This window comes from Ferrovibrio terrae, assembly GCF_943372915.1.
Taxonomy (GTDB): Bacteria; Pseudomonadota; Alphaproteobacteria; order Ferrovibrionales; family Ferrovibrionaceae; genus Ferrovibrio; species Ferrovibrio terrae_A.
In genome coordinates this window covers 197,466-208,281 of the sequence record NZ_CALSAN010000004.1, presented here as the reverse complement: position 1 = coordinate 208,281, position 10,816 = coordinate 197,466, and the positions used below count along the sequence as shown (strand labels likewise).

Sequence of the window (10,816 nt, the reverse complement as noted above, 5' to 3'; positions counted from 1 at the left end):
CCATCATGGCCAAGAAGTTCTATGAAGTGCAGAGCCATATCATGCTGACGGGCCATATTACGGAATCGCTGGTCGTCAATGTGGGTGGGCATGTCTGGAACAAGCTGAACGACGCCGAGAAGAAGGTCTTCCAGGAGGTGCTGCTGGAGGCTGCGTCGCGTGCCAGCGAGCAGATCCGCACATCCGAGCAGAAGCTGGCGGATGAATTCCGCAAGCTGGGCAAGACGGTTGTGGAAGTGGATCGTGAAGCCTTCCGCCAGGCGGCGATGCCGCTGCACAACGATGCCGGTTCTGGCGCCGGCTGGAGCAAGGCGGAATACGACGCCCTGCAGGCACTCAAGTAAACGGGATGGCAGGCGCGACTTCGGGTCGCGCCTGCCAAACCATGCCGTAACAGGAGTTGCCCGTGACACAATCAGACCATTTGAAACAGCCCGATGATGGCGCGCCATTGATTGCCGCCGAAGACCCGGACTACGTGATCAAGCCTTATATCGAGGACGTCATCGCCTTCATCATTTTCTGGGCGTTGTCCGGGGTGGTGTTCCTGCAGTTTTTCACGCGTTACGTGCTGAATGATTCGATGGCATGGACCGAGGAGATTGCCCGCTATCTGCTGATCTGGGTCACCTTTGTCGGCGGCGCCATTGCCGTGCGCCGGGGTACGCATATCGGTGTCGAGGTGCTGCTGCACTTCCTGCCAGCAGGACCGGTCAGGGTACTGCGTTTTGTCATCGATATCATCACGGTTGGATTTGTCGCGTTGCTCTGCTGGTTTGCCGTGCAGATCACCGAGCGAATGCAGATTCAGACAATGATGGTGGTCGATGTGCCCATGAGCGTCGTCTATGCGGGGGTCGCCTGTGGCTGCTTCCTCATGTTGTACCGCAGTCTGGGTGTGCTGCTGGCGAATGCGCGCCGGCGTTGGCAGCCCGATCCCAATAAAGTTGACCTGATCATCGATTGAAAGGCCTCGCAGTATGACTGCCCTTTTTGGTGTCTTCTTTTTGCTGCTTCTTGTCGGCGTGCCGATTTTCATCGCGTTGGGTGGCGCATCGCTGACTTATACGCATTTCTTCTCGACGATGCCGGATTTCGTCACCTTGCATCGTATGGCCGGCGGGGTTGATTCCTTCCCGCTGATCGCAGTGCCATTCTTTATTCTGGCCGGCAATCTGATGAATACAGCTGGAATCACCAACCGAATCTATGATTTCGCCACCGCCGGTGTTGGCTGGCTGCGCGGTGGCCTTGGCCATGTGAATGTTGTTGGCTCAGTCATTTTCGCAGGCATGTCAGGCACGGCGGTCGCCGATGCCGGGGGGCTCGGCACGATCGAGATCAAGGCGATGCGCGATCACGGCTACGATGATGAATTCGCCGTGGGCATCACGGCGGCATCTTCGACGATCGGCCCGATCATTCCGCCGTCGCTGCCGATGGTGATTTTCGGCGTCATGGCCAATGTGTCGATCGGCCAGCTGTTTGCGGCAGGCTTCATTCCTGGCCTGCTGATGGCCGCGGCCATGATGGCCTATGTCACCTGGTATGCACACCGCAACGGCATCGGCCGTGACCAGGTCTTCCGCTGGGGTGTTCTGGGCCGCACGTTCCTGCGTGCCATTCCCGCTCTGCTGACACCCGCCATTATCATCGGCGGCATGTCGGCCGGCGTTTTCACCCCCACGGAGGCCGCGATTGCGGCCTGCGCCTGGGCCCTGTTTCTGGGGCTGCTGCTGTATAAGACGCTGAGCTGGAGGCAGTTCTACCGGATTTCGCTGGAGACGATCGAAACCACGGCCAGCGTGCTGATCATCGTCGGGGCGGCTTCCCTGTTCGGCTGGGTGTTGACGACCACCAAGGTCACCGAAACCGTTTCCGAGGCCCTGCTGGCGATCACCACCGATCCGCTGCTGCTGCTGCTGATCATCAATGTGATCTTGCTGGTGATCGGCTGCTTCATGGAAACGATCGCGGCGATCTCGATCCTGGTGCCGGTGTTGATGCCGGCTATCACCAAGGTGGGTATCGATCCTGTCCAGTTCGGTGTCATCATGGTGCTCAATCTGATGATCGGATTACTGACACCTCCGGTGGGCATGGTGCTGTTCGTGCTGTCACGGGTCGCCAAGATGTCGTTTGACCGGACCGTGATGGCGGTGTTGCCGTTCCTGGTGCCGCTGCTTGCGGTACTGGTACTGATCTCGGCGATCCCGACCCTGACGCTCTATCTGCCGACGCTTTGGTACCGTTGAGACGACAAGACTGAGCCTGATCACTGTTTATGCATTGTTCTGTTGATGCATGGTCGACTGGCCCGTGCAGGCACCAATAATGTCGTAAATACCAAAAACCCGTAGACCGGCTTTGACAGGATGGCTGTAATAGCCATCCTGTCGACCGAATGAAGGCGCAAGCTTCATGCGGCAGAGCAGTGTTCAATCGGCCTTGGTCATGCAAGGTTCTTTATTGCAGGTACTCACGGTCTTGCCCCTTAGTCATCGCATTCTTCTTGTTGTCGCTGGCTTACAGTTCGTCAGTTTTTCCACGTTGGCTGTGTTGGCCGCTGCGCCTGTGCCGGTTTTCGATACTCTCAACATCACGCATGGTTATGTTGCTGACGGATTGTCATGGTCCTGGCTTTTGCAGCTTCATAACCAGCACCAAATCATTCTGCCACGGCTGTTGTTGGTCGCTGACCTTGCGGTCACCGGCGGGCATGTACAGATATTTTCTGCTCTGGGCTTGATCGCCTGGATTGGTGTTTTTCTGATCGCAGCACTGCAGATGATCAGGAGTTTGCCGAAATCTCCCTGGCTACCGCTGGGCTGTGCATTGCTTGCGATTGCACTGTTTCGCGCCTTCCTGCTGGAAAGCATCATTCTCAATAACGGCTTCAATTACCCGATGACGGCCATCTTTGCCGTATCTGCATTTGCGCTTGCAGCCAGAGTGGAGCCTGCACGGCCATTGCAGCCTGCGGCATGGCTGGCGGCAATGGCTGCGCTAAGCAGCAGCCTGTGTCTCCTGAATGGAGCGCTGGCATTGTTGATCGCAGCAGGAGTTGCGGTCCTGCGCAGTCGTTCGATGTTTGCCGTCACTCCCTTCATGCTAGGGGCAGCAATTGCAGCGGCTTTGTATTTGCCGGAAATAGTGCCTGGTTCGCCACAGATATCACTTGATGCGGGCCAGCTGCTGCAAGCACTGCTCAACGCCTTTGGCGCGCCCTGGGTTCTGAAGGTCGGTGTGGAGGGGCAGATTGTTGGATTGATCGTGATCCTGGTGGCATTGTTTTGTCTTGCGGTGGTTTTGCGATCCCAGTTTTCACCTGTCGATGCTCTGGCTGCTGCCCTGATGCTGTTTGGGCTTGGCTCGATCCTGTTGGCCGCCATCGGGCGTCCAGAGCTGAGTGAACATATGGGCGCGGTGGGCCGGTACGCCCTCTGGAGCGCGCTGGTCCATGCCGGCATCATCCTAACCGCGATGCACCAACCGCTTGTCCTGCAATGGCTGGGCCGCCCCTCTTTGCGCGTCGCAGTCTTGGCTGTGGCTGCTTTGCTGATGGTTGAACAGGCGGGCATGGCTAGGGTTTATCTGAATTTGGGTCATGAAATTCAGGTTGCCGCTGACACGCTTCAGGCCGGGGAACGGTCTGAAACGGCTTTTGTTAAGCTCGGCGTAGATCCCGCCTATGGCCGGGCAGTCTATGACCTATACGCCGCTCGCGGGCTCTATGGCTTCCGCTGAAACCGACCAAGATTTGATCGGACAGGCTTGCGAGGCTAGCAATTTATCATCCTATCAGCATTATTTAGTGTTTTGAAAAGCCGGAGGAAATTCAGTCATGAGCAGCAGCAAAGTCGCCCTGATTACTGGCGCAGGCACGGGTATCGGCAAGGCTTCGGCCGTGGCACTGGCCCGTGCCGGGTACAATGTGGTTTTGGCTGGTCGCCGACTGGAGGCTTTGGAGGCCACCGCCCGTGACGCCGAGAAGCATGGCGTGCGCGCCGTGGCTGTGGCGACCGATGTGGGTGACCATGCGCAGGTGAAGGCGCTGTTTGCGAAAACCAAGCAGGCCTTCGGCCGCCTCGATGTGCTGTTTAATAATGCCGGCATGGGCACGCCGGCCATGCCGCTGGAGGATCTGTCGTATGAGCAGTGGAAGGCTGTGGTCGATGTCAATCTGACCGGTCCGTTCCTCTGCACCCAGGAAGCCTTCCGCATCATGAAGGACCAGACGCCGCGTGGCGGGCGCATCATCAACAATGGTTCGATCTCGGCCTATGCGCCGCGACCGTTCTCTGCGCCCTACACCTCGACCAAGCATGCGATCAGCGGCCTGACCAAGGCCAGCTCGCTGGATGGCCGTGCCTATGATATTGCCGTTGGCCAGATTGATATAGGCAACGCTGCCACCGACATGACCGAACGGATGAAGAATGGCGTGCTGCAGCCCGACGGGTCGACACGGGTGGAGCCGCGCATGGATGTCGAGCATGTGGCCAATGCCGTGGTGCACATGGCCAGCCTGCCGCTGGATGCCAATGTGCTGTTCATGACAGTAATGGCGACCAAAATGCCCTTCGTTGGCCGTGGTTGAATCGGTGCCCGCCCTGGATCTGGGGTGGGTTACGGTACCTGCGGGTACGCCTTTCGGACAGCTTGGCGCGACATAAGCCTCAGTCTATGAAGGCTGCGCCACTTGTCCGGGGAGCCGGGCGGTAGCCGAACCAGTGGGGAGAGTAGGGTGAGCGACGCGATTACTCAGATGCGGGAGCAAATCCGCAAGCATCAGGAGGATAAGGCCAAGCTGGAGGCCGATATGGCCAGTCTGGCCAAGAAGCGGCCGGAACTCGACAAGCAGATCCTCGATATCCAGGCGAAGTTGCGCAACGCCAAGGGGCCGTCGCAGCAGCTGCAAACCGACCTGCGGAATGCCAAAGAGGCCGCGCAGGGGGCTGCAGGGGGGATTCAGAGCCTGCGGGGAAAAATTGCAGAACTGACCGGAAAGATTGCGGAACTGGATAAAAACATTAAAATCGTTGAAGATTTCATGCGGCCGAAGAAATAGGCTGCTCAAAGTGATGAAAACAGGGGGCAGAGGGGCAGTATGAACCCCATGGAAGTTGAACGGATGCTGGCTCGCCACCGTGAGTGGCTGATGAAGCGTCCCCGTGGTGCCCGCCTCAATCTCTCGCTTGCCGATCTGCAGGGGTATGATTTCAGCGGCGCCGACCTGCGCGCCGCCAAGATGTCCGGCGCTAATATGTCGCGCGCCGTGCTGGTCGAGACCAATCTTTCGGAAGCCGACCTTTTTGCTGCCAATCTGGAACGGGCCGACCTTTCCAAGGCCGACCTGACCAAGGCCGACCTGCGGGGTGCCTCGATGCGTGGGGCGACCCTGGCTGGCGCCCGCCTGATGGGGGTCGATTTCCGGGGCGGTGCCCTGATGCAGGCCTCCGATAACGGGGTCGGTTTCGGCGGGCCTGATTCCCAGGGCAAGAAACCCAAGGCCAATACCGGCGGTGCCGACCTGGCGGAAGCCAATCTGCGTGGCTCGAACCTGACCGGTTCGAACATGAACGGCGTTAACCTGGCCGGGGCCAACCTGTCGCGCGCCAACCTGACCAAGGTATCGCTGCGTAAGGCCAATCTGGCCGGCGCCGATTTCAAGGGCGCCTGCCTGCGCGGCGTCGATATGTCTCTGGCGCTGATCGACGGTGCCGATTTCCAGGGTGCCGACCTGAAGGGGGCAATCCTGGAAGATGTCGATATGGACTCGGCGAATTTCACTGGCGCCGAGCTTTTCGTCGATGTCTCGAGCTTTGGCGATACCGTTGCCGGCATCCTTCAGGAGCACGAGAAGTGGATCAAGACCGATGGCCGCGAAGGTACGCGTGCCGATCTGGCCGGTCTGAACATGGAACGTATCGACCTGTCGAACAAAGATCTCAGCGGCGCCAACCTGAAAGGTGCCAAGCTGGCCGGCGCCAAGCTGCAGAACACCACATTGGTGATGACCGATCTGTCAGAAGCCGATCTGACCGGCGCCAACATGATTGGTGCCTTGGCCAATGGCGTGAATCTCGCTCGTGCCATCCTGCAGAAGGCAATCCTGCAGCGCGCCCAGCTGGGGCAGGTGCCGCTGCGCGGGCCTGACGGCAAGCCGATTGGCCGTTATTGGTCGGCCAGCCTCGCGGCTGCAGATGCCTCGGATGCCGATTTTTCCGATGCGTTGCTTAAAGGGGCGAACCTGATCGATGCCAAGCTGAATCGGGCACGACTGGTCAATGCCAACCTGACCGATGCCAAGATGGTCAACACCGACCTGAATGGTGCCGACTTAACCGGTGCCCAGCTGCCGCCGCAGGATTAAGGCTTCGCTCTAGCCTTCCATGTTGCGCACGCGCTCCATGCGCATGCGGCCCGCATGGTCGATGGCTTCTTTGTAGGATTCCGGTGCCACCGAAGAGAGCTTGTGGCTCAGGCTTCGCGTCATCTGCCATTCTTTCTTCGGCTCGCTCTTGCTGAGGAGAGCCTTGGAATTGAGATTGGACAGGATGCGCTCCCACAGCGTTTCAGCGCAGTAGGGCAGGCGATTTTCGCCAAGCATACGATTGAGCTTCTCAAGGATCGGGTCGGGCTTTGCCGGCATTTCCAGTTTGCCGGCGGACAGATCGGCCAAGGCGATGAGAGCATCGGACAGGCTGGCGCGCGAACCGAGGATGTCCTGGATCAGCGTGGTTGAATCAAGGCAGGCGGCCGAGATTTCATCCAGCAGTTCGCTGGTGCCATTCATTGGCCGGTCGATCATGTCGGTCAGCGCAATATCCAGGCGCCCGGCATAGCTGGACAGCGACTGCGTGACCTTTGACGTCTGGAAGAAAAACAGGAAGCGCAGGTCGTCGCCCTGATATTTATTCGCCAGCCGCTCATACAGGCGGGCGAAATCGTTGCCTTCGAAGGCAGGCAGGTTTTTCTCGGCCAGCAGGTTGCGCGTGTGCGCAATCAGCTTGTCGAACAGGGCTTCCAGCTTCTTGCTGCGTTCAGCCTGGCCTGGCAATCCGGGCTGGGTCTGTGCGCCGGCGAGAGCGTAGATGCCGGCGCGCAGGAAGCTGCTCATGTCGTTCAGCTTGCGCTGATGCTGCGGCGAATGCAGCAACTCGATTGCCGTAGCGTTCTGCTTATCGAGGAATTCACGGAAGACGGCGCTGATGCCCTTGAGTGAGGGGCGACGGCTGAAATCATGAATCGTTTCCAGCGCCGGATACGGGCCCTTGAAGGGGCGCGTTGTCATTGTCTTGGGCCGTGCAGTGGCAACCTTGTTGAAGATTTCCGACTGCGTGCCGAAACCATCCGAACGCTCGCGTGAGCGCAGCACTTTCACGGCCTGGAAGTCGCCCATATTCAGCAGGGCGTTGGCCTGCGCGATGGCATTCTTTTCCAATTGTTCATTGGCATGCTGGGTGTTGCTGGCTTCGCCTTCAAGACGTTTGTCGAGGCGCCAACGGCCATCCACCTGCACGTAGATTTCATATGAAAATGCGCGCGAGCCCGCACCGAATATCGACCCGAATACCATGCCTTGTCCCCACCAATTCGGCCTGTCTGCCGGCTAGATTTATAGAATTTTTGCGCCCATGAAACATATTTTCAAGGGCTGCATCCCCACCGTTAATCCTGCTTGTCGCGGCGCTGACGCTCAGCGATGGCTTTCTGTTCAATAGTTTGTAATTGCTTGGCAAAACGCTCGAAGGCCTGCGCTACAGAAAGCACGAACTGGCGCTGTTGGGGTTCGGCCATTTCGAGCGCGGCTTCGGCAAATTTGCGCGACTGCTGCCGCGCCAGGCCAGCGGCATCGCGAAACGCATCGACACGGACCTGCTCGAAGGTCGAGAGGATGCAATGCCGGGTGATGCTTTCTTCGACAGTCTTGAAGGATGCCTCTTTGACCATGCCGTCTTTGAGCAGGTCGAAGACCAGCAAGGTCTCTTCGGAAATGCGGTTGATGATGCCGTCGACCCGCTCGCGGTCGCGCGGGGTCGGAGCCAGGTCGGGTTCCGACGGCTTTTTCGCTGCGCGCTTGACGACACTGGACCACATGACCCTGAACTGACGGCCCTTTCTGGCATCCGTCGGAACTGCCTGCCTGCCCGCATAGTGCGATACAACTCCGAGGTGCGCCAGCAATATTGCATACAAATAGTTGCGCAAGACTTAAGCCTTGGTAACCTCCCCAGGTTAGCGGAATGTTCCGCCAATGCCGGTGGGCAAAAAAGAAGGGCCCCGCAAGCGGGGCCCTTTTCCGTGATGCGGGAATACCGCGATCAGCCTTTTTTCGCCGGTGCGGCCCGCTTTTTCTGCGATGCCGCGATCATGAAGTTGTCGAAGGTGTTTTCCGAGACACGGAACCACGACACCTGCTCGTCACGGAACTTCACCCAGTTGTCGAACACCTTTTTGAATTTCGGGTTTTTCGCCGAGGTGTCGTCATAGAGTTCAACCGCCGCGTTGAAGCAGGCTTCCATCACCGGGCGCGGGAAGGCACGCAACTGCGTGCCGCCAGCGATCAGCTTGCGCAGGGCAGCCGGGTTCTGGGCATCGTACTTCGCCACCATCCAGACATTCGCATCGGCGCAGGCCGCTTCGAGAATAGCCTGGTATTCCTTCGGCAGCTTGTTCCACTGCTCGATGTTCACCATGACCGAGAGCTGCGGACCACCTTCCCACCAGCCCGGATAGTAGTAGTACTTGGCGACCTTGTTGAAGCCGAGCTTCTCATCGTCATACGGCCCGACCCATTCGGCCGCGTCGATGGTGCCCTTTTCCAGGGCCGGGTAGATGTCGCCACCAGCAATCTGCTGCGGCACCACGCCCAGCTTGGTCAGCACCTGACCGGCGAAACCGCCGATGCGGAACTTCAGACCATTCAGGTCATCGGTGGTCTTGATTTCCTTGCGGAACCAGCCGCCCATCTGCGCGCCGGTGTTGCCCGCGGGGATCGCATGGCAGTTATAGTCCTTGAAGAACTCGTTCATCAGGGCGCGACCGCCGCCATGATGCATCCATGCATTCTGCTGGCGGGCGTTGAGGCCGAACGGGATGGCGGTATCGAAGGCGAAGGTCGGATCCTTGCCGACATAGTAATAGTTCGCCGTGTGGCCGCACTCCACGGTACCGGCCTGGACGGCATCGAGCACCTGCAGACCGGGGACGATTTCGCCACCGGCGAAAACGCGGATCTGGAACTTGCCGCCGGTGGCCGCATTCACACGGTTGGCGACCACTTCACCGGCGCCATAGATGGTATCGAGGCTCTTGGGGAAGCTCGAAGCCATGCGCCAGCGGATTTCCGGCTGGCTCTGCGCCACCGCGGGCATCGGGAAGCTTGCGGCAACACCGATGCTGCCGGCACCCGCCAAGGCGGCGCCTTTGAGGAATTTGCGTCGTTGCATTTTTATCTTCTCCCTGTTTGACGGGCCGGACACTTTCGGCCCGATTACCGACCGTCCTTGCAGACTCGCGCTGCGTCAGACGATGGGGGGAGATTACGGGATCAGGTTAATCAGAACAACGACCGATAAAGAAAAGCCCCGACGGAGCGGGGCTTTTCAATAAGACGTATACAGAAACTCTTTAAACGGCCTATTAGCCCTTCTTCGCGGCCGGCTTACGCTGGCTGGCAGCCGACATGAAGTTGTCGAAGGTGCCTTCCGCAACGCGGAACCACAGCAGCTGTTCGTCGCGATACTTCAGCCAGGGCTCGTAGACCTTCTTGAACTTCGGGTTTGCTGCCGCGACTTCGGCGTAAACCTGATTGGCTGCATCGAAGCAGGCTTCCATCACCGGGCGCGGGAACGGGCGCAGCTGCGTGCCGCTGGCAACCAACTTGCGCAGGGCAACCGGATTCTGCGAGTCATACTTCGCCAGCATGGTCAGCGTGGAGTCAGCGCAGGCAGCTTCGATCGCTGCCTGATAAGCCGGCGGCAGGCTTGCCCACTGCTGCTGATTGATCATCAGCGAAACCTGGGGGCCACCTTCCCACCAACCCGGGTAGTAGTAGTACTTGGCGACCTTGTTGAAGCCGAGCTTCTCATCGTCATAAGGCCCGACCCATTCGGCCGCGTCGATGGTGCCCTTTTCCAGCGCCGGATAGATATCGCCGCCAGCAATCTGCTGGGGCACCACGCCCAGCTTGGTCAGGATCTGCCCAGCAATGCCGGCGATGCGGAACTTCAAGCCCTTCAGGTCTTCAACGGTCTTGATTTCCTTGCGGAACCAGCCGCCCATCTGCGTGCCGGTGTTGCCGGCCGGGAACTGAACGATGTTGTAGTCCTTGAAGAACTCGCGCATCAGTTCCATGCCGCCGCCGGTGCGCATCCAGGAATTCTGCTGGCGCACGTTCAGACCGAAGGGCATGCAGGCGTCGAAGGCAAAGGTCGGATCCTTGCCGACATAGTAGTAGCTGACGGTGTGACCGGCTTCGACAGTACCGGCCTGGACAGCATCGAGAACCTGCAGGCCGGGCACGATTTCGCCTGCGGCAAAGACGCGGATCTGGAACTTGTTGTCGGTCAGCTCAGCCACGCGCTTGGCAATGACTTCCGCGCCGCCATAGATGGTGTCGAGGCTCTTCGGGAAGCTCGATGCGATACGCCATTTGATTTCAGGCTGGCTCTGGGCGAGCGCCGGGGTCGGGAAGCTTGCAGCAGCACCGATGCTGCCGGCGCCTGCGACTGCAGCGCCTGCAAGGAATTTACGACGAAGCATGGTTTTTTCTCCCTAGGGATTGGTGGCCGGTATTCCGGTCTGGGAA

At 59.1% G+C, this 10,816-nt stretch carries 10 protein-coding genes and 1 pseudogene; 7 read left to right on the top strand and 4 right to left on the bottom strand.

The annotated features are described in order from the left end of the window. From AAG821_RS04825 to AAG821_RS04795, 7 genes and pseudogenes are all read left to right on the top strand, one after another. Positions 1 to 344, top strand: a pseudogene (locus AAG821_RS04825) (ABC transporter substrate-binding protein); the annotation flags it as partial. A gap of 107 nt (positions 345 to 451) precedes the next feature. Beyond that, the gene (locus AAG821_RS04820; protein WP_341910410.1) at positions 452 to 967 is read left to right on the top strand and encodes a TRAP transporter small permease; all 516 of its coding nucleotides are present in this window, start codon (positions 452 to 454) and stop codon (positions 965 to 967) included. A gap of 13 nt (positions 968 to 980) precedes the next feature. Beyond that, positions 981 to 2,255: a TRAP transporter large permease gene (locus AAG821_RS04815; protein ID WP_341910411.1), complete on the top strand. Its 1,275-nt coding sequence runs from the start codon at positions 981 to 983 to the stop codon at positions 2,253 to 2,255. Positions 2,256 to 2,421: 166 nt separating this feature from the next. After that, positions 2,422 to 3,747 (top strand): hypothetical protein, encoded by a 1,326-nt coding sequence (locus tag AAG821_RS04810; RefSeq protein ID WP_341910412.1) that lies wholly within the window; start codon positions 2,422 to 2,424, stop codon positions 3,745 to 3,747. Between the two features lie 97 nt (positions 3,748 to 3,844). Then, positions 3,845 to 4,600 (top strand): SDR family oxidoreductase, encoded by a 756-nt coding sequence (locus AAG821_RS04805; protein WP_341910413.1) that lies wholly within the window; start codon positions 3,845 to 3,847, stop codon positions 4,598 to 4,600. Positions 4,601 to 4,747: 147 nt separating this feature from the next. Continuing rightward, positions 4,748 to 5,071: a hypothetical protein gene (locus AAG821_RS04800; RefSeq protein ID WP_341910414.1), complete on the top strand. Its 324-nt coding sequence runs from the start codon at positions 4,748 to 4,750 to the stop codon at positions 5,069 to 5,071. A 90-nt stretch (positions 5,072 to 5,161) separates the two neighbouring features. After that, the gene (locus AAG821_RS04795; RefSeq protein WP_341898789.1) at positions 5,162 to 6,376 is read left to right on the top strand and encodes a pentapeptide repeat-containing protein; all 1,215 of its coding nucleotides are present in this window, start codon (positions 5,162 to 5,164) and stop codon (positions 6,374 to 6,376) included. Between the two features lie 9 nt (positions 6,377 to 6,385). Here AAG821_RS04795 and AAG821_RS04790 read toward each other — a convergent pair whose 3' ends face one another. The 4 genes from AAG821_RS04790 to AAG821_RS04775 form a co-directional block, all read right to left on the bottom strand. Next, a complete protein-coding gene (locus AAG821_RS04790) occupies positions 6,386 to 7,582 on the bottom strand; it encodes a hypothetical protein (protein WP_341910415.1) in 1,197 nt (398 codons plus the stop codon). Between the two features lie 92 nt (positions 7,583 to 7,674). Further along, positions 7,675 to 8,214 (bottom strand): hypothetical protein, encoded by a 540-nt coding sequence (locus AAG821_RS04785; protein ID WP_341910416.1) that lies wholly within the window; start codon positions 8,212 to 8,214, stop codon positions 7,675 to 7,677. A 113-nt stretch (positions 8,215 to 8,327) separates the two neighbouring features. Then, on the bottom strand, positions 8,328 to 9,455 hold the full coding sequence (locus AAG821_RS04780; protein WP_341910417.1) for a TRAP transporter substrate-binding protein: 1,128 nt from the start codon (positions 9,453 to 9,455) through the stop codon (positions 8,328 to 8,330). Positions 9,456 to 9,648: 193 nt separating this feature from the next. Further along, entirely contained in the window at positions 9,649 to 10,770 is a 1,122-nt protein-coding gene (locus AAG821_RS04775) for a TRAP transporter substrate-binding protein (protein WP_341910418.1), read from the bottom strand. Positions 10,771 to 10,816: the final 46 nt, after the last annotated feature.

Coding starts and splice junctions, on each gene's coding strand:
- AAG821_RS04815 (WP_341910411.1), top strand. CDS start 981: ATGACTGCCCTTTTTGGTGTCTTCTTTTTGCTGCTTCTTGTCGGCGTG.
- AAG821_RS04810 (WP_341910412.1), top strand. CDS start 2,422: ATGCGGCAGAGCAGTGTTCAATCGGCCTTGGTCATGCAAGGTTCTTTA.
- AAG821_RS04805 (WP_341910413.1), top strand. CDS start 3,845: ATGAGCAGCAGCAAAGTCGCCCTGATTACTGGCGCAGGCACGGGTATC.
- AAG821_RS04795 (WP_341898789.1), top strand. CDS start 5,162: ATGAAGCGTCCCCGTGGTGCCCGCCTCAATCTCTCGCTTGCCGATCTG.
- AAG821_RS04790 (WP_341910415.1), bottom strand. CDS start 7,582: ATGGTATTCGGGTCGATATTCGGTGCGGGCTCGCGCGCATTTTCATAT.
- AAG821_RS04780 (WP_341910417.1), bottom strand. CDS start 9,455: ATGCAACGACGCAAATTCCTCAAAGGCGCCGCCTTGGCGGGTGCCGGC.
- AAG821_RS04775 (WP_341910418.1), bottom strand. CDS start 10,770: ATGCTTCGTCGTAAATTCCTTGCAGGCGCTGCAGTCGCAGGCGCCGGC.